Origin of the sequence: Streptomyces sp. SAI-135, assembly GCF_029893805.1 — a bacterium.
In the GTDB taxonomy this organism is placed as follows: domain Bacteria; phylum Actinomycetota; class Actinomycetes; order Streptomycetales; family Streptomycetaceae; genus Streptomyces.
This window is the reverse complement of sequence record NZ_JARXYP010000002.1, coordinates 6,246,427-6,264,857: the sequence shown is the minus strand read 5'-3', so window position 1 is coordinate 6,264,857 and position 18,431 is coordinate 6,246,427. Positions and strand designations below refer to the sequence as shown.

The window sequence follows — 18,431 nt, the reverse complement described above, 5'->3', positions numbered from 1 at the left end:
CCTCCGATGCGAGAGCGTGCCGTCCGGGGACGGCACGCTAGTGGGACGGGGTAAGAGTTCGGTGAGTCAGCGGGTGCCGACCAGCTCCTTCTCCGCCTCGGTGCGGGCAGCGGGGTCCGCGGGCTTGCGGCCGGGCAGCAGCACCGCGACCAGGACCGTGCCGACGCCGAGCACGAGCGCCCCGATCAGGCTGGTGTGGGCCACCGCGTCGGAGAAGGACGAGCCGACCGCGTCCGCCATCTGCCGGGCGCCGGAGGCCAGTTGCCCGGCCTGTGCCTGAAGCCGGTCGGCCTGCTGGGGGTCGGTGGCCTGTGCCGCCTGGGCCGCGACCTGCCGGGCCTTCTCGCCGAGGCCCTGCGCGACCGTGTATCCGGCGCCGACGGAGTCCTGGGCGGTGTGCAGCGTCGAGGCGGGGAGCGCGCTGCCGGCGGTGGCGTCGGAGAGGTGGTCCGAGTAGGAGGTGGCCAGCAGCGAGCCGAGGATCGCGATGCCGAGCGAGCCGCCGAGTTCGATGGAGGTGTCGTTCACCGCGCCGCCGACGCCCAGTTCGGACTCGGGGAAGGCGCCCATGATGGCGTCCGTGGCGGGCGAGAGGGCGAGGCCGATCGCCAGGCCGAGGATCACCAGCGGGGCGACGAGATCGCCGTACGACGCACTCGCGTCGATCCGGGTGAGCAGCGCGAGGGCCGCCGTGCCCCCGACCATGCCGGCGGTGACCGTCCACTTCATGCCGAGCCGGGGGGTGAGGAACCCGGTCAGGGCGGAGCCGGCGAAGACCGCGCCGGCCAGCGGGAGCATGCGCAGGCCGGTCTCCAGGGCGGTGTAGCCGAGGACGAACTGGAGGTGCTGGGTGAGGTAGTAGAAGGCGCCGAAGACGGCCAGGAAGAACAGGGCGACGGCGAGGTTGGAGCCCGCGAAGCCGCGGTCGGTGAAGCGGCGGACGTCGACGACGGGGCGCGGGTGACGCAGTTCCCACAGGACGAACAGGGCGAGGCCGACGACCGCCACCGCCGCGGCGCCCAGGGCCTTGGCGTGCCAGCCGAAGTGCGGGCCCTCGATGATCATGTAGACCAGCGCGCCGATCCACACGACCGACAGCAGACCGCCGACGTAGTCGATACGGCCGCGGTCTGCGGCCCTGGACGGCGGGACGAGGACGAGGGCGGCGACGAACGCCACGGCCGCGACGGGCACGTTGATCAGGAACGTCGAGGTCCAGGCGTGGTTCTCGAGCAGCGCGCCGGCGACGAGCGGTCCGGCCGCGATCGCCACGCCGGAGGTCGCCGTCCAGGCGGTGATGGCCTTGGCGCGTTCTCGGCGCGGGAAGGTCGCGGCGAGCAGGGAGAGCGTCGCGGGCATGATCATGGCGGCACCGAAGCCCATGATCGCGCGGGCCGCGATGACCGTCGTGGCGCTGTCGGCGTAGAAGCCGAAGACCGCGCCGGCTCCGAAGACGCCGAGGCCGAGCAGGAGGGCGCCGCGGCGGCTGTACTTGTCGCCGATCGCGCCGAACAGCAGCATCAGGGCGGCGTACGGGACGGTGTAGCCGTCGATGACCCACTGGAGGTCGGCGCTCGACAGCCCGAGGTCCTCGGTCATGTCGGGAGCCGCGACCGTGAGGGCGGTGTTCGCCATCACGATGATCAGCAGGCTGAGGCAGAGGACGAGAAGAGCCCACCAGCGGCGGGCGTAGGGGCGCTCCATCTTCTCGACCGGTTCGGTCATGACGAGTCGCATGGCAGGGGTGGCCTTCCTCAGCGGACTTGCACACTGCTGTGCATTTGCTCAATGCTGTGCAATGTACGTCCGATGCACAGCAGTGTGCAAGTCCAGCCGGGAGGGGCACAATGGCGGCCATGACCACGGGCCACTCCAGTCGCGCCGACGCCAACCGCCGCCGCATCCTCGACATCGCACTCACCGAGCTGCTGCGCGACCCCGACGCGTCCATGGACCAGATCGCGCGCGCCGCCGGCGTCGTACGACGGACGGTGTACGGCCATTTCCCGAGCCGTGAGGCACTGATCGGCACGCTCGTCGACGGGGCCGTCGAGGCGGTGGCGGCCGCGCACGCGGCGGGACGCGCGGGGACCGACGACCTGGCGCAGGCCCTGGCGGGCTCCGTGCTCGCGGTCTGGAAGGTCGCCGACCGCTACCGCATCCTGGTCGCGCTCGCCCAGCGCAGCGTCACCGTGCAGGGCATCCGCGAGCGGCTCGCCCCCGTGCGCCACGCCTGCACCGAACTGCTCCAGCGCGGTCTGGACGAGGGCGTCTTCGTCTCCCCGCTGCCCGCGCCCGCGCTGGCGTACGTCCACGAGCAGATGATGTTCGCGGTGATGGAGGCGGTGAACGACGGGCTGGTGGACGCGGAAGAGGCGGGCCGCTCCACCGCGGTCACCGTTCTGACCGCGGCGGGCGTACCCGCCTCTCTGGCCACCGCGCTGGTGGCGAAGCTGAGCGACTGAACTCGTCACTTGTGGTGGGGGTCCGGGCGGCCGAGCTACGGGGGAGTACTCGGCCGCCCGGGGTGGGAGCCGGGCCCGGGTTCAGGTCGGGCCCGACCCGGCTCTGGGGGCCTGGCGGCCCTCGGCGTCCGGCCGCTCAGGCCTTGGCCAGCTCCTTCTCGCCGCCCTGCTCGGGGACGTCCGCCGCCGGGACGACGTCGTCGTCGTGGTCGAGGAGCGTCTTCTCGTCGAAGGGCAGGTGACCGGCGAGCACCTGGTCGACGCGCTCGCGGTCGATCTCCTTGGTCCAGGTGCCGATCAGCACGGTGGCGACGGCGTTGCCCGCGAAGTTGGTCAGGGCGCGCGCCTCGCTCATGAAGCGGTCGATGCCGACGATCAGGCCGATGCCGTCCACCAGGGCGGGCTTGTGCGACTGGAGACCGCCGGCCAGGGTCGCGAGGCCCGCGCCGGTGACACCGGCGGCGCCCTTCGAGGCGACGAACAGGAAGAGCAGCAGCGGGATCTGCTCGCCGATCGACATCGGGTTGCCCATGGCGTCGGCGATGAACAGCGAGGCCATGGTCATGTAGATCATGGTGCCGTCGAGGTTGAAGGAGTAGCCGGTCGGGATGGTGATGCCGACCACCGGCTTGCTGACACCCAGGTGCTCCATCTTCGCGATGACCCGCGGCAGCGCGGACTCCGAGGAGGAGGTCGACAGGATCAGCAGGAACTCACGGCCCAGGTACTTGAACAGCGTCAGGATGTTCAGGCCCGCGACCAGCCGCAGCAGCGTGCCGAGCACGATGAAGACGAACAGGACGCAGGTCGTGTAGAAGCCGACCATCAGGAGCGCGAGGTCCTTGAGCGCGTCCACGCCCGCGGAGCCGACGACGGCGGCCATCGCACCGAAGGCGCCGATCGGGGCGGCCCACATCACCATGGCGAGGACCCGGAAGACGAGCCGCTGGATGTGCTCGACACCGCGCAGGACAGGCTGTCCGACCGGGCCCATGGCCTGCAGCGCGAACCCGACGAGCAAGGCGATCAGCAGCGTCTGGAGCACCTCGCCCTCGGTGAAGGCGGAGACGAACGTGGTCGGGATGATGCCGAGCAGGAACTCGGTGGTGTCCTTGGCCTCCGCGTCGACCTGTGCGTGGCCGACGTCCTTGACCGCGTCGGTCACGGCGAGGCCGGTGCCCGGGTCCAGGATGTTGCCAACGACCAGGCCGATGCCCAGCGCGACCAGCGACATGATCGTGAAGTACAGCAGCGCGATACCGCCGACGGCGCCGACCTTGGCGGCCTTCCGTACCGATCCGATACCGAGCACGATCGTGCAGAAGATGATCGGCGAGATCATCATCTTGATCAGGTTCACGAACCCGGTGCCGATCGGCTTCAGCTCGACCGCGAAATCGGGCGCGACCAGACCGACGGTGATACCGAGGGCGACCGCGACGATCACCGCGATGTACAGGTAGTGCGTGCGGTCCTTTTTGACTGCGGGTGCCGTATCGGGGGTGCTGGCGGCCACGGCTGCCCTCCTTGACGTCTTCGTCGGCATGACCGGCGTGCGGCTCACGTCCGGGCTTTTGAAGGAATGCCGTGACTATCTCCCGCCCTGTGAGGGCGGTCACCCTTCCGTTCATTGAGTTCACATACGAGTGCCGGGAGCGGGGACGTGAGGTGCGCCGGGACCCCGCTGACGCCGGGGGTGCGAGGGGGAGCGGTCAAATTCGGCCATGGGGCACACTGACGGCATGCGCATCCCGGTACCGAGACCCCGCAGCCTGGCGGCCCAGCTCTTCGCCATGCAGGCCGTGCTGATCGCCGTGGTCGTGGCGGGGTACGCGCTGTTCACCTACGTCAGTGACCGGGGGCAGGCCGAGGACGCGGCGCGCAGCCAGGCCAGGGCGGTGGCGCGGGCGGTCGCGGACTCGCCGTCGGTGCGGGAGGCGATCGGCACCCCGGAACCGACGGTCGCGCTCCAGCCGTACGCGCTCAGGGTCATGGCCGACACCGAGGTCGACTTCGTCACGATCATGAGTCCGCAGGGCATCCGCTGGACGCACCCCGACGAGAAGCAGATCGGCAGGCACTTCCTCGGCAACACCGGGCGCGCGCTGCGGGGCGAGACCTTCACCGAGACCTACAAGGGGACCCTCGGCTACTCCGTCCGCGCGGTCACCCCGGTCAAGGACGCGGACGGGCACGTCATCGGCCTGGTCAGCGCCGGCATCCAGGTCGAGAGGATCAGCAAGCGGGTGCAGGGCCAGCTCACCGCCCTGCTCGCCGTCGCGGGCGGCGCGCTCGCGCTCGGTGCCGTCGGCACGTACGTCGTCAACGCCCGTCTGCGCCGCCACACGCACGGCATGAACGCGACCGAGCTCAGCCGGATGCACGACTACCACCAGGCCGCCCTGCACGCGGTGCGCGAGGGCCTGCTGATGCTGGACGGGCAGTACCGTGTCGCGTTGATCAACGACGGCGGGCGGGAGCTGTTGGGAGTGTCCGCGCAGGACGGGGTGATCGGGCGGTCGGTGGCCGACCTCGGGCTGCCGGCGCCGCTGACGGGTGCGCTGCTCTCGTCGGAGCCGCGGGTCGACGAGGTCCATCTGACGTCCACGCGGGTCCTGGTCGTCAACACCTCCCCGGTGTCCGGCGGAGAGCAGCGCGGCACCGTGGTCACCCTGCGCGATGTGACCGAACTCCAGTCCTTGATGGGCGAGTTGGACTCCGAGCGCGGTTTCACCCAGGCGCTGCGCTCCCAGGCCCACGAGGCGGCGAACCGGTTGCACACGGTCGTCTCCCTGATCGAACTGGGCCGCGCGGAACAGGCGGTGGACTTCGCGACCGCCGAACTGGAGCTGGCCCAGGCGCTGACCGACCAGGTCGTGGCGGCGGTCGGCGAGCCCGTCCTGGCCGCCCTCCTGCTGGGCAAGACCGCGCAGGCGAACGAGCGGGGCGTCGAGCTGGTCGTCTCCGAGGACAGCCGGCTGGACGACGGACTGCTGCCGGAGAGCCTCCCGGCCCGGGACCTGGTCACCATCCTCGGCAACCTCATCGACAACGCGGTGGACGCGGCGCAGGGCAGCGTGCGGGCCCGGGTGACGGTGACGGCGTACACCGCGGACGGGACCGGCTCGGCGGGCAGGGGCGGCCGCGGGCTGGTCCTGCGGGTCGCGGACACCGGCGCGGGCGTCGACCCGGACCACGTCGAGACGGTCTTCCAGCGCGGCTTCTCGACCAAGCCGGCGGGCCCGGGAGGGCGTGGGCTGGGCCTCGCCCTCGTACGGCAGACGGTCAACCGCTGCAAGGGAACGCTGACCGTGGCGGAGGCGGAGGGAGGCGGCGCGGAGTTCGAGGTACGCCTGCCGTTGGCACCGGACACCGAGCCCCTCTCGACCCCGGGTGCGGGGGGCAGCGCGGGCGCGGAAGGTGTTGGGGGCCCGGGAAGCACCGGTTGCGCAGAAGGCTCCGGGGGCGCGGAAGGCTCCGGGGGCGCGGAAAGCACCGGCTGCGCGGAAGACTCCGTGGGCGCGGGAAGCACCGCGAGCGCGGGAAGCACCGGGGGCGCGGGAAGCACCGCGGGCGCAGAAAGCACCGGCTGCACGAAAAGCACCGCGGGGGCGGAAGCCGCTGGCTGCGCGGACAGCACGGAAGGCACCGCGGGCACGGAAAGCACCGCGGGCGCAGAAAGCACCGGCTGCACGAAAAGCACCGCGGGGGCGGAAGCCGCTGGCTGCGCGGACAGCACGGAAGGCACCGCGGGCGCAGAAAGCACCGCGGGCACGGAAGGCACCGCGGGCGCAGAAATCACCGAAAACTCGGAACGCACCCCGCACCGCCCCCCCGCCTCCAGCGGCCCCCCGAGCCCCGCGCCCCACAACGCCGCCCCCGCCCCCGCCCCCGTCCCCGGAGGCGACGCATGAGCGCCCCGCAGTCCATTCGGGTTCTGGTCGTCGAGGACGATCCGGTCGCCGCCGACGCGCATGTCATGTACGTCAACCGCGTTCCCGGCTTCACGGCCGTCGGCAAGGCCCACACCGGTGCCGAGGCCCGGCGGCTGCTGGACCGTACACCCGTGGACCTGCTGCTGCTCGATCTGCATCTGCCGGACGGGCACGGCCTCCAGCTGGCGCGGTCGCTGCGCGCCGCCGGGCATCAGGCGGACGTGATAGCGGTGACGTCGGCCCGGGACCTGACGGTCGTGCGCGAGGGCGTCTCGCTGGGGGTCGTGCAGTACGTGCTGAAGCCGTTCACCTTCGCCACCCTGCGGGACCGGCTGGTCCGGTACGCGGAGTTCCACGCGGCGGCCGGCGAGGCCAGCGGTCAGGACGAGGTGGACCGCGCACTGGCCACGCTCCGGGCGCCGGGCCCGGCCGCCCTGCCCAAGGGCCTGAGCGCGCCGACCCTGGAGCGCGTGACGGTGGCCCTGCGGGACTGCGCGGAGGGGCTCACGGCGACCGGTCTGGCCGAGGTGGTCGGCATATCCCGGATCACCGCCCGCCGTTACCTGGAGCATCTGGTCGACGCGGGCCGGGCGGCCCGCAGTCCGCAGTACGGGACGGTGGGCCGGCCCGAGTTGCAGTACCGGTGGGTCAAGGGCCAGTAAGTCCGAGCTGGTGCACGCTCATTGACCTGACTAGACCACTCCTCCTACCGTCACCGGGCAACCACCCCGCGCCACAACGACGTGCGCCCGCAGGAGGTCATGCCCGTGCGCCCCACCGCCGCAAGGACCGCCTTACTCGCCACCGCCCTCGCCCTCGCCGCTTCCGCCCTCACCGCCTGCGGCGGCGGCTCCGGAAGCGATCCGGACACCGTGAAGGTCTCCTTCAAGCAGTCCACGGACAACTCGGTCCACGTGATGGACGACTATCTCGCCGACATCAAGAAGCAGTTCGAGAAGGCGAACCCCGGCAAGAAGGTCGAGCTCGTCCCGATCAAGGCCCCGGACTCGGAGTACTACACCAAGGTCCAGCAGATGCTCCGCTCCGCGAAGACCGCGCCCGACCTGGTCTACGAGGACACCTTCCTCATCAACTCCGACATCACCAGCGGGTACTTGAAGCCGCTCGACGCCTACCTCGCCAAGTGGCCGGACTGGAACCGGTTCATCGACACCGCGAAGGCCGCGGCGAAGGCGCAGGACGGGAAGACGTACGGCGTCCCGGACGGGACGGACACCCGCGGGCTCTGGTTCGACCAGGGCATCTTCGCCAAGGCGGGCCTGCCCGCCGACTGGCAGCCGAAGACCTGGGACGAGATCCTCGACGCGGCCCGCACCATCAAGCGCAGGGTCCCGGACGTCACCCCCCTCAACGTCTACACCGGCAAACCCGCGGGCGAGGCCGCCACCATGCAGGGCTTCGAGATGCTGCTCTACGGCACCGGGGACCGCCTGTACGACGAGTCCGCCAAGAAGTGGATCGCCGGCAGCCAGGGCTTCGAGGACTCCCTCTCCTTCGTCGAGACGGTCTACCGGGAGAAGCTCGGCCCGGACGTCTCCACCGCCCTCGACCCCAACATCCAGACCATCGTCCGCGGCGACCTGCTCCCCGACGGCAAGCTGGGCATCAACCTGGACGGCTCCTGGCTCCCGCAGGACTGGCTGCCCGGCAGCGGCCACGAATGGCCCGAGTGGTCCAGCAGGTTGGGGCTCGCGTACATGCCGACCCAGCACGGGCAGGCCCCCGGCAAGGTGAGCATGTCCGGCGGCTGGACCTGGGCGGTCCCGGCCAAGGCGGGCAACCCCGACCTCGCCTTCGAGTTCGTGAAGACCATGCAGACCAAGGCCAACGCCCAGAAGTGGTACGTCGCCAACTCCGGTATCGCCGTGCGCGAGGACGTGGCCGAGGACCCGGCGTACGCCAAGGCCCAGCCCGGCATCAAGTTCTTCACCGACCTGGTCGCCAGCACCCACTACCGGCCCGCCTACCCGGCGTACCCGAAGGTCTCCACCGCGATCCAGGAGGCGATGGAGGGCGTGACGACCGGTGACGTCCCCGTCGAGGAGGCGGCCCAGGGCTACGACGACGCGCTCAAGGAGGCCACGGACAACCAAGTGATCGAAAAGTGAGCCCGCGCTCCCTCGTCCGCGCCCTCCCCCTCACCCCCGCGCTCGTCCTGCTGCTCCTCTTCCTCGCCGGACCCATCGCCTACTGCGCCTGGATCGCCTTCACCGACCTGCAGTTGACCGGCCAGGCCGAGTCGTCGTTCGTCGGCTTCGAGAACTTCCGTACGGCGTTCGGGGACGAGGAGTTCCGCAACGCCGTATGGCTGACGCTGGTGTTCACGGTCGTGTCGTCACTGGTCGGGCAGAACACCCTGGGCCTGGCCCTCGCCTCGTTGATGCAGCGTGCCTCGAAGCCCGTGCGCACGCTCACGGGCGGCATCGTCATCACCGCGTGGGTGCTGCCCGAGGTCGTCGCGGGCTTCCTCCTCTACGCCTTCTTCCGCAGGGAGGGCACCCTGAACGCGATCCTGGACTGGCTCCGCCTCCCGTCCCAGAACTGGCTGTTCACCCTGCCGATCCTGGCGGTGTCCTTCGCGAACGTGTGGCGGGGCACCGCCTTCTCCATGCTGGTCTACACGGCGGCCCTGAACGAGATCCCGAAGGAGATCACGGAGGCCGCCGAGGTCGACGGCGCGGGCGGCGGGCGCCGGATGTGGCACATCACCCTGCCGATGATCCGGCGCTCCATCGGCACGAACCTCATGCTGAACACCCTCCAGACCCTGTCGGTGTTCGGGCTGATCTGGGTGATGACGAGGGGCGGTCCGGGCGACCGGAGCCAGACCCTGCCCCTGTTCATGTACGAACAGGCCTTCCAGAACAGCATGATCGGCTACGGCACCGCGGTGGCCCTGCTGCTGCTCCTGGTGGGGTCCCTGTTCTCGGTGGTCTACATGCGCCTGCTGCGAACGGAGGTCTGAGACCGTGTCCGACCGCCGCCGCAATCGCCGACTCGCCGCCGACGCGGGGCTGTTGGCGGTGGCCGCCGCCTTCGTGCTGCCGCTCGCCTGGGTGGTCCTGTCGGCTCTGGACCCGCACGCGGACCTCAGGGTGAAGGTGCCCGACGGGGTCACCCTGGAGAACTTCGACGCGGTCCTGACCGACGACATCACCTTCACCCCGCTGCTCAACAGCCTGATCCTGTGCGGTGGGGCGACCGCGGTGACGGTGGTCTGCGCGGCCCTCGCGGCCTACCCCCTGAGCCGCTTCCGCTCCCGCCTCAACCGGCCGTTCCTGCTGTCGATCCTCTTCGCGACCAGCCTGCCCATCACGGCGATCATGGTTCCGGTCTACGCCCTGTTCGTGCAGGTCGACCTGATCGACACCTTCCAGGGCACGATCCTGTTCTTCGCCGCCTCCCAACTCCCCTTCGCCATCTGGCTGATGAAGAACTTCATGGACGGTGTGCCGAAAGAACTGGAGGAAGCCGCCTGGACGGACGGCGCGGGCACCCTGCAGTCGCTGGTCCGGATCGTGCTGCCCCTCATGGGCCCCGGGGTCGCGGTCGTGACCGTGTTCTCCTTCGTCATGATGTGGGGCAACTTCTTCGTCCCGTTCATGCTGCTGCTCACCCCCGACCGCATGCCGGCCTCCGTCAGCATCAACGAGTTCTTCGGCAACCGCGGAATGGTGGCCTACGGCCAGCTCGCCGCCTTCTCGATCGTCTACTCGACACCGGTGATCCTGCTCTACGTCCTGATCGCCCGCCGCCTGGGCGGCGGCTTCGCACTGGGCGGAGCGGTCAAGGGGTGACGGAATTCCGGCTCACCGCCCTGCACCGGCCGCCGTACGCGAACCCGCCGACAACTCCAGCCCCGCTCCGCCCGACGGCCGACCGACCTCCTCCCGGGCCCGGCCACGGAAAGCGAACCTGCCGACAGCTCCCGCCCCCCTCGTCGACGGTCCACGGACGCCGTCCCCACTCCCGCAGACCGCCAACCGATCTCCCCCGGGGCGCGGCCGATCGCTGGGGCCCGACCGCCGGGGAGCGAACCTGCCGACAGCTCCCGCCCCCCTCGTCGACGGTCCACGGACGCCGTCCCCACTCCCGCAGACCGCCGACCGATCTCCCCCGGGGCGCGGCCGATCGCTGGGGCCCGACCGCCGGGGAGCGGACCAGCCGACAGCTCCCGCCCCCCTCGTCGACGGTCCACGGACGCCGTCCCCACTCCCGCAGACCGCCGACCGATCTCCCCCGGGCACGCCCCAGTCACTGGGAGCCCGGCCGCCAGGAGATGACCCGCCGACCACTCCCGCCGCGCCGGCACCGTCACCCCAGGCCGACGGCCGACAGCTCCCGCCCCCTCCACTCCGGCGGACGGGCGACCGAGCTCCTCCCCGGGGCCCGGTCCGGCCACCGGAAGCGGTCCTGTCGGCAGCTGCCGCCCTCCCCCCATCGACCGCACCCGCGCCCCCAGAAAGACGGCCGACACCTCCCGCCCCGGCAGGCGGTCGACGGAGGCCACCCGGGCGCGGATCCGTCGCGTCGGCGGAATCGCTCCCCAGGGCGTCGACAGCCGTGTCCAGTCCTGCCGCACCGTCCCCGGCCGGAACGGCTCCACTCCCATCACCCTGCGTACCCGCACCGGCTCGATCAGCAGCATCACCCGTCGCTCCCCCGCCAGCAGCCCGGGCAGCGTTCCTCGCCGATGTACTTCCGCGTGAGGCGGTCCATGGAGCGCTCCGCCTCCTCGCCCTCCACGAACCGCACCACCCGGCCCCGGATCTCGACGCGGTCGCAGGGGTTGGCGGGGTCGAGGTGGGAGAGGGAGACGTTCGGATTGCGCCGCAGGTTTTCCTCCTTCACACGTCCGATCGCCGTGTTGACCATGACGTACTCACCTTCGAGGTCCGCCCGCACGGGCGAGACCTGCGGCGCGCCGTCCGGACCGGCGGTCGCGAGACGCCAGGAGTCCGGCGCCGGCAGCCGTTCGCGAATATGCCCCTCTACCTTGCCATTCACTTCGTACACGAAGATCGCACCTCTTTCCGGCCACCCGCCCGGGCACCCGGCGCCCTCCTCGCCGGCCCGTCCGCGCCGACGACAGAGGATCTTCGGCCGACCCGAATGCACAGTCGAAACCGTAGATTCCTACAATCCGTGATCCTGGCCGAACAGACCGTAGTCACCGCATCCCGGCGCCCCTAGCTTGTGGGCCGTGCGCCGACCCCCCGCCCTGCCCAGCCAGCCCGGACCGCCCTTCGACAACCTCACCGCCCGCAGACTCCGTGTCGCCCTCGGCATGGGGCCCGAGCACGTGGCCTACGGACTGCGCGTCTCGTACGGGCTCCCGTACGTCACCCCGGATCTCGTCATCGCCTGGGAACGCGGGACCCTCTGCCCCACCAGTCCCGAACTGACCGCTTTGGCAGGCGTGTTGTGGTGCTCCCCCGGTGAACTCATCGGCCGCCCCCGCACCCTGCGCGAGCACCGCGTCGCACGCGGCATCGCCCCCGAGGACGTCGCCCGCGCCGTGGGGGTCGAACTGCTCACCTACCTCGGCATGGAGGAGCGCGACGAGTGGCGCGGCACCGACCGCCAGTCCGCCGCCCTGGCCGACCTGCTGGAGCTGACCCTGCCGGACTTCGTCGCCGTCACGGGACGCGAGAAGCGGCTCACCGAATGCCTGCGCGGGGCGGTCAGCACCCGCTGGCAGGCCTACGTCCGTCAGATCGCGAAGATCGTGCCCCTGGACCGGCGGCTGCTGGAGGAGACCCTCATGGATCTGCACCGGCAGTACCAGGGGCAGATGGTGTCCACCCTGAGCTGGGGCGGCGGCGGGGACCGCTCCGGCGAGGCCGGCCAGGAGTTCCTGGCCGAGATCGTGGAGCGGTTCTGGGACGCGGTCGAGGGACGGCCGTAGGACCGCCGCCCGGGTCCGTGGGGCCGGCTCCGCGGTCTAGAAGACCGACTCCGCCTCGTCCATCCGGTCCTTCGGGACCGTCTTCAGCTCGGTGACCGCCTCCGCGAGCGGCACCATCACGATGTCGGTGCCCTTGAGCGCGGTCATCCTGCCGAACTCCCCCCGGTGCGCGGCCTCCACCGCGTGCCAGCCGAAGCGGGTGGCGAGGACCCTGTCGTACGCGGTGGGCACACCGCCGCGCTGCACATGGCCGAGGATGACCGGCTTGGCCTCCTTGCCGAGCCGGCGCTCCAGCTCGTACGCCAGGGCCGTGCCGATGCCCTGGAAGCGCTCGTGGCCGAACTGGTCGATCTCGCCCTTGCCGTAGTCCATGCTGCCCTCGGCGGGGTGGGCGCCCTCGGCGACGCAGACGACGGCGAACTTCTTGCCGCGGGCGAAGCGCTCCTCGACCATCTTGACCAGGTCGGCCGGGTCGAAGGGGCGCTCGGGCAGGCAGATGCCGTGGGCGCCGGCGGCCATGCCGGACTCCAGGGCGATCCAGCCCGCGTGCCGGCCCATGACCTCGACGACCATCACACGCTGGTGGGACTCGGCGGTGGTCTTGAGGCGGTCCATGGCCTCGGTGGCGACGCCGACCGCGGTGTCGAAGCCGAAGGTGCGGTCGGTGGAGGAGATGTCGTTGTCGATCGTCTTCGGGACGCCGACGACCGGGAGACCGGCGTCCGACAGCATGCGGGCCGCGGTGAGCGTGCCCTCGCCGCCGATCGGGATCAGCGCGTCGATGCCGAACTCGTGGATCATGTCGGAGGCGTTCTCGCAGGCCTCGCGCAGCCGGTCGCGCTCCAGGCGGGAGGAGCCGAGGATGGTGCCGCCGCGGGCCAGGATGCCGCTGACGCTGTCCAGGTCGAGGGCGCGGTAGCGGCCGTCGAGCAGGCCGGAGTAGCCGTCCTCGAAGCCGATGACCTCGTCGCCGTAGTTGTCGACCGCGCGGTGCACGACCGACCGGATCACGGCGTTCAGGCCGGGGCAGTCGCCGCCTGCGGTGAGAACTCCGATACGCATCGTGCTGTGTCTCCTGCTCGCTGTTGATACCGGTGAGCCGACTCCGATTCTTTCACGTCCCGCACAGACCCGTTGCATCCGGTGCTGACGGGCGCCTTATCCATCGACCGGGGTACTGTCAAGAGGGTTTCCGCTCACCTCGGTGGGCAATTTTCATGTCCTGTTTTCCTGCCCGTGCGAGTGAGGGAGATCACGCGTGACCCGCAGCGTGTACGTGACCGGGATCGACCGCGGCGACGGCCGCCAGGTCGTCGAGCTGGGGGTCATGGAGCTGCTGACCCGCCAGGTCGACCGGGTGGGGGTGTTCCGGCCGCTGGTGCACCACAGCCCCGACCGGCTCTTCGAGCTGCTGCGCGCCCGCTACCGGCTCTCCCAGGACCCGGCCACCGTGTACGGCCTCGACTACCACGAGGCCTCCGCGCTCCAGGCCGAGCAGGGCACCGACGAGCTGGTCTCCACCCTCGTCGACCGCTTCCACCTGGTCGCCCGGGACTACGACGTGGTCCTGGTGCTCGGCACCGACTTCGCCGACACCCAGCTCCCCGACGAGCTCGCGCTCAACGCCCGCCTCGCCAACGAGTTCGGCGCCTCCGTGATCCCGGTGGTGGGCGGCCGCACCCAGCCCGCCGAGTCGGTGTTCGCGGAGACCCGCAACGCCTACCGGGCCTACGACGGCCTGGGCTGCGACGTCCTCGCCATGGTGACCAACCGGGTGGCGCGCCAGGACCGCGACGAGATCGCCGAGCGGCTGCGGGGCCGGATGCCGGTGCCCTGCTACGTCGTGCCGGACGAGCCCGCGCTCGCCGCGCCCACCGTCGCCCAGATCGGCCAGGCCCTTGGCGCGAAGGTGATCCTCGGCGACGACTCCGGGCTCGCCCGGGACGCGCTGGACTTCGTGTTCGGCGGCGCGATGCTGCCGAACCTCCTCAACGCCCTGACCCCGGGCTGTCTGGTGGTCACCCCGGGTGACCGCGCGGACCTGGTCGTCGGCTCGCTCGCCGCGCACAGTGCCGGGACCCCGCCGATAGCCGGGGTGCTGCTCACCCTGAACGAGGTGCCGAGCGACGCCGTCCTCACCCTCGCCGCCCGTCTGGCCCCCGGCACCCCGGTGCTCTCGGTGACCGGCAACAGCTTCCCCACGGCCGCCGAACTCTTCGCGCTGGAAGGCAAGTTGAACGCGGCCACACCGCGCAAGGCGGAGATCGCGCTCGGTCTGTTCGAGCGGTACGCCGACACCGCCGAGCTCGCCCGCCGGGTCTCCGCGCCGAGCAGCGACCGCGTCACGCCGATGATGTTCGAGCACCAGCTCCTGGAGACGGCCCGCTCCGACAAGCGCAGGGTCGTCCTGCCCGAGGGCACCGAGCCGCGGGTGCTGCACGCGGCCGAGGTGCTGCTGCGCCGGGGCGTCTGCGACCTCACGCTGCTCGGCCCGGTCGACCAGATCCGCAAGAGGGCCGCCGACCTCGGGATCGACCTCGGCGACTGCCGGCTGATCGACCCGGCGACCTCCGAACTGCGCGACTCCTTCGCCGAGAAGTACGCGGCCCTGCGGGCCCACCGGGGCGTCACCGTCGAGCTGGCCTACGACGTCGTCTCCGACGTGAACTACTTCGGCACGCTGATGGTCCAGGAGGGCCTCGCCGACGGCATGGTGTCCGGTTCGGTGCACTCCACGGCGGCGACGATCCGCCCGGCCTTCGAGATCATCAAGACCAAGCCGGACGCCGACATCGTCTCGTCGGTCTTCTTCATGTGCCTCGCCGACAAGGTGCTGGTCTACGGCGACTGCGCGGTGAACCCGGACCCGGACGCGGTGCAGCTCGCCGACATCGCCATCCAGTCGGCCGCGACCGCCGCGCAGTTCGGCGTGGAGCCGCGGATCGCGATGCTGTCGTACTCCACCGGCACGTCGGGCTCGGGCGCCGACGTCGACAAGGTGCGGGAGGCCACCGAGCTGGTGCGGCAGCGGCGGCCCGACCTCAGGATCGAGGGGCCGATCCAGTACGACGCCGCCGTCGAGCCGACCGTCGCGCAGACCAAGCTGCCGGATTCCGAAGTGGCGGGCCAGGCCAGCGTGTTGATCTTCCCGGACCTGAACACCGGCAACAACACCTACAAGGCCGTGCAGCGTTCGGCCGGCGCGATCGCCGTCGGCCCGGTGCTCCAGGGCCTGCGCAAGCCCGTCAACGACCTGTCCCGGGGCGCGCTCGTCTCGGACATCGTCAACACCGTCGCCATCACGGCGATCCAGGCCCAGAACCCGTCCACCGCGACCGCTTCGACAGAGAAGGCTTCCGCCCAGTGAGCGCCACCCGCGTCCTCGTCCTCAACTCCGGCTCCTCGTCCGTCAAGTACCAGCTGCTCGACATGCGGGACGGCAGCCGCCCGGCGCAGGGGCTGGTCGAGCGCATCGGGGAGCGGTCCTCGCGGCTCAGGCACACGCCCCTGGGCGGCGAGACCCGTGAGCGCACCGGTCCGATTCCCGACCACGAGGCCGCCCTGAAGGCCGTGGCGGACGAGCTGGCGAGGGACGGACTCGGCCTGGACTCCCCCGAGCTGGCCGCCATCGGCCACCGGGTCGTGCACGGCGGCCAGACCTTCACCGAGCCGACGGTGATCGACGAGGCCGTGCTCGCCGAGATCGAGCGGCTCATCCCGGTCGCCCCGCTGCACAACCCGGCCAACCTCACCGGCATCCGCACCGCGATGGCCCTGCGCCCCGACCTGCCGCAGGTCGCGGTGTTCGACACCGCGTTCCACACCACGATGCCGGAGTCGGCGGCGCGCTACGCCATCGACGTGGAGACCGCCGACGCGCACCGCGTCCGGCGCTACGGCTTCCACGGCACCTCGCACGCGTACGTCTCCCGGGCGACGGCCCAGCTGCTGGGGAAGTCGCCGGAAGAGGTCAACGTGATCGTGCTGCACCTCGGCAACGGCGCTTCCGCGTCCGCCGTGCGGGGCGGGCGGTGCGTGGACACCTCCATGGGGCTGACGCCTTTGGAGGGACTCGTGATGGGTACCCGCTCCGGTGACTTGGACCCTGCCGTCATCTTCCATTTGATGCGTGTTGGCAAAATGTCCACGGACGAGATCGACACTCTTCTCAACAAGAAGAGCGGGTTGATCGGGTTGTGCGGGGACAACGACATGCGGGAGATCCGCCGCCGGGTCGACGAGGGTGACGAACAGGCGAAGCTCGCATTCGACATCTACATTCACCGGTTGAAGAAGTACATCGGGGCCTATTACGCGGTGCTCGGCCGGGTGGACGCCATCGCGTTCACGGCCGGCGTCGGGGAGAACGCGGCACCGGTGCGCGAGGCCGCCGTGGCGGGCCTGGATTCCATGGGCCTGGCGGTGGACGACGCGCTGAACGCCGTACGGAGCGACGAGCCGCGACTGATCTCGCCGGCGGACGCCCGGGTGGCGGTGGCCGTGGTGCCGACGGACGAGGAATTGGAAATCGCGACGCAGACCTACGCACTGGTCGAAGAAAGCGACTGAGCAGTAACCGCAACTGAGCGCGACCCCGCCCATTTGTATCTTCCGCCAGACGGAATATTCCGCAGGGAAACAAACCGATAGGATCGCCCCATGCGCCGTTCGAAAATCGTCTGTACTCTCGGCCCCGCGGTCGACTCCCACGAGCAGTTGGTCTCGCTGATCGAAGCCGGCATGAACGTGGCCCGTTTCAACTTCAGCCACGGCTCCCACGCCGAGCACCAGGGCCGGTACGACCGTGTCCGTGCCGCCGCCAAGGAGACCGGCCGGGCCATCGGTGTCCTCGCCGACCTCCAGGGTCCGAAGATCCGCCTGGAGACCTTCGCGGAGGGTCCGGTCGAGCTGGAGCGCGGTGACGAGTTCGTCATCACCGCCGAGGACGTCCCCGGCGACAGGACCATCTGCGGGACGACCTACAAGGGGCTGCCCGGTGACGTCTCCCGGGGCGACCAGATCCTCATCAACGACGGCAACGTCGAGCTGAAGGTGCTGGACGTAGACGGCCCGCGGGTCAAGACGATCGTCATCGAGGGCGGTGTCGTCTCGGACCACAAGGGCATCAACCTGCCCGGCGCGGCCGTGAACGTGCCCGCGCTGTCCGAGAAGGACGTCGAGGACCTCCGCTTCGCGCTGCGCATGGGCTGCGACATGGTCGCCCTGTCCTTCGTCCGCGACGCCAAGGACGTGGACGACGTCCACCGCGTGATGGATGAGGAGGGCCGCCGGGTCCCCGTCATCGCCAAGGTGGAGAAGCCGCAGGCGGTGGACAACATGGAGGACGTCGTGATGGCGTTCGACGCCGTCATGGTGGCCCGCGGTGACCTGGCCGTCGAGTACCCGCTCGAGAAGGTCCCGATGGTGCAGAAGCGCCTCATCGAGCTGTGCCGTCGCAACGCCAAGCCGGTGATCGTGGCGACCCAGATGATGGAGTCGATGATCACCAACTCCCGCCCGACCCGCGCCGAGGCCTCCGACGTGGCCAACGCGATCCTGGACGGCGCGGACGCGGTGATGCTGTCCGCGGAGTCCTCGGTCGGCGCCTACCCGATCGAGACCGTGAAGACGATGTCGAAGATCGTCACCGCGGCGGAGGAGGAGCTGCTCTCCAAGGGCCTGCAGCCCCTCGTCCCCGGCAAGAAGCCCCGCACGCAGGGCGGTTCGGTGGCCCGCGCCGCCTGCGAGATCGCCGACTTCCTCGGCGGCCGCGGCCTGGTGGCCTTCACCCAGTCCGGCGACACCGCGCGCCGGCTGTCCCGCTACCGCGCCCAGCAGCCGATCATCGCCTTCACGACGGACGAGAACACCCGCAACCAGCTGGCGCTCAGCTGGGGCGTGGAGTCCCACGTGGTCCCCTTCGTGAACACCACGGACGAGATGGTCGACATGGTCGACCAGGAGATCGCCAAGATCAACCGCTTCAACCCGGGCGAGATCGTCATCATCACGGCCGGCTCGCCCCCCGGCGTCCCCGGCACGACGAACATGATCCGGGTGCACCACATCGGCGGCGCGCAGTAGGAATCCGTACGACACCGA

The 18,431-nt window shown here is 70.7% G+C and carries 13 protein-coding genes and 1 pseudogene; 10 read left to right on the top strand and 4 right to left on the bottom strand.

What is annotated here, in order from left to right; all coding sequences use genetic code 11:
* Positions 1–66: 66 nt before the first annotated feature.
* A complete protein-coding gene (locus M2163_RS33055) occupies positions 67–1,737 on the bottom strand; it encodes an MFS transporter (RefSeq protein ID WP_280849232.1) in 1,671 nt (556 codons plus the stop codon).
* A 119-nt stretch (positions 1,738–1,856) separates the two neighbouring features.
* Between M2163_RS33055 and M2163_RS33050 the strand changes: the two genes are divergently transcribed.
* Positions 1,857–2,465, top strand: coding sequence for a TetR/AcrR family transcriptional regulator (locus tag M2163_RS33050; RefSeq protein WP_280849233.1), 609 nt, complete (start codon positions 1,857–1,859; stop codon positions 2,463–2,465).
* A gap of 136 nt (positions 2,466–2,601) precedes the next feature.
* Here the strand turns inward: M2163_RS33050 and M2163_RS33045 are convergent, their stop codons facing one another.
* A complete protein-coding gene (locus M2163_RS33045) occupies positions 2,602–4,011 on the bottom strand; it encodes a cation:dicarboxylase symporter family transporter (protein ID WP_280854086.1) in 1,410 nt (469 codons plus the stop codon).
* Positions 4,012–4,207: 196 nt separating this feature from the next.
* On the opposite strand from M2163_RS33045, the gene M2163_RS33040 reads away from it, so the two are divergent.
* The 5 genes from M2163_RS33040 to M2163_RS33020 all read left to right on the top strand — a co-directional run bounded on the left by M2163_RS33040 (position 4,208) and on the right by M2163_RS33020 (position 10,218).
* Complete coding sequence (locus M2163_RS33040; protein WP_280895778.1) at positions 4,208–6,379, top strand: sensor histidine kinase; 2,172 nt, start codon at positions 4,208–4,210, stop codon at positions 6,377–6,379.
* Entirely contained in the window at positions 6,376–7,062 is a 687-nt protein-coding gene (locus tag M2163_RS33035) for a response regulator (protein WP_280895777.1), read from the top strand. The genes M2163_RS33040 and M2163_RS33035 overlap by 4 nt, the downstream gene beginning before the upstream one ends.
* 99 nt (positions 7,063–7,161) lie before the next feature.
* Entirely contained in the window at positions 7,162–8,529 is a 1,368-nt protein-coding gene (locus tag M2163_RS33030) for an extracellular solute-binding protein (protein ID WP_280895776.1), read from the top strand.
* Positions 8,526–9,386 (top strand): sugar ABC transporter permease, encoded by an 861-nt coding sequence (locus tag M2163_RS33025; RefSeq protein ID WP_280895775.1) that lies wholly within the window; start codon positions 8,526–8,528, stop codon positions 9,384–9,386. The genes M2163_RS33030 and M2163_RS33025 overlap by 4 nt, the downstream gene beginning before the upstream one ends.
* Before the next feature lie 4 nt (positions 9,387–9,390).
* Positions 9,391–10,218, top strand: coding sequence for a carbohydrate ABC transporter permease (locus M2163_RS33020; protein WP_280849238.1), 828 nt, complete (start codon positions 9,391–9,393; stop codon positions 10,216–10,218).
* A gap of 782 nt (positions 10,219–11,000) precedes the next feature.
* Here the strand turns inward: M2163_RS33020 and M2163_RS33015 are convergent.
* Positions 11,001–11,428: pseudogene (locus M2163_RS33015) on the bottom strand (TIGR03618 family F420-dependent PPOX class oxidoreductase); the annotation flags it as partial.
* 196 nt (positions 11,429–11,624) lie between these two features.
* Here M2163_RS33015 and M2163_RS33010 point away from each other — a divergent pair.
* Positions 11,625–12,329, top strand: coding sequence for a helix-turn-helix transcriptional regulator (locus M2163_RS33010; protein WP_280849239.1), 705 nt, complete (start codon positions 11,625–11,627; stop codon positions 12,327–12,329).
* 36 nt (positions 12,330–12,365) lie between these two features.
* Here M2163_RS33010 and M2163_RS33005 read toward each other — a convergent pair whose 3' ends face one another.
* The gene (locus M2163_RS33005) at positions 12,366–13,391 is read right to left on the bottom strand and encodes an ATP-dependent 6-phosphofructokinase (RefSeq protein ID WP_280849240.1); all 1,026 of its coding nucleotides are present in this window, start codon (positions 13,389–13,391) and stop codon (positions 12,366–12,368) included.
* A gap of 196 nt (positions 13,392–13,587) precedes the next feature.
* Here M2163_RS33005 and pta point away from each other — a divergent pair, with 196 nt between their 5' ends.
* The 3 genes from pta to pyk all read left to right on the top strand — a co-directional run bounded on the left by pta (position 13,588) and on the right by pyk (position 18,413).
* Entirely contained in the window at positions 13,588–15,696 is a 2,109-nt protein-coding gene (pta, locus tag M2163_RS33000) for a phosphate acetyltransferase (protein WP_280849241.1), read from the top strand.
* Positions 15,693–16,898 (top strand): acetate kinase, encoded by a 1,206-nt coding sequence (locus tag M2163_RS32995; RefSeq protein ID WP_280849242.1) that lies wholly within the window; start codon positions 15,693–15,695, stop codon positions 16,896–16,898. The genes pta and M2163_RS32995 overlap by 4 nt, the downstream gene beginning before the upstream one ends.
* 90 nt (positions 16,899–16,988) lie before the next feature.
* Positions 16,989–18,413, top strand: a complete 1,425-nt coding sequence (pyk, locus tag M2163_RS32990) for a pyruvate kinase (RefSeq protein WP_280849243.1) — start codon at positions 16,989–16,991, stop codon at positions 18,411–18,413.
* The last annotated feature ends 18 nt before the right edge of the window (positions 18,414–18,431 follow it).

Bases quoted from the DNA above. Each gene is read 5' to 3' on its own strand.
- pyk (WP_280849243.1), top strand. From the start codon at position 16,989: ATGCGCCGTTCGAAAATCGTCTGTACTCTCGGCCCCGCGGTCGACTCC.
- M2163_RS33040 (WP_280895778.1), top strand. From the start codon at position 4,208: ATGCGCATCCCGGTACCGAGACCCCGCAGCCTGGCGGCCCAGCTCTTC.
- M2163_RS33035 (WP_280895777.1), top strand. From the start codon at position 6,376: ATGAGCGCCCCGCAGTCCATTCGGGTTCTGGTCGTCGAGGACGATCCG.
- M2163_RS33030 (WP_280895776.1), top strand. From the start codon at position 7,162: ATGCCCGTGCGCCCCACCGCCGCAAGGACCGCCTTACTCGCCACCGCC.
- M2163_RS33055 (WP_280849232.1), bottom strand. From the start codon at position 1,737: ATGCGACTCGTCATGACCGAACCGGTCGAGAAGATGGAGCGCCCCTAC.
- M2163_RS33050 (WP_280849233.1), top strand. From the start codon at position 1,857: ATGACCACGGGCCACTCCAGTCGCGCCGACGCCAACCGCCGCCGCATC.
- M2163_RS33005 (WP_280849240.1), bottom strand. From the start codon at position 13,391: ATGCGTATCGGAGTTCTCACCGCAGGCGGCGACTGCCCCGGCCTGAAC.
- M2163_RS33045 (WP_280854086.1), bottom strand. From the start codon at position 4,011: ATGCCGACGAAGACGTCAAGGAGGGCAGCCGTGGCCGCCAGCACCCCC.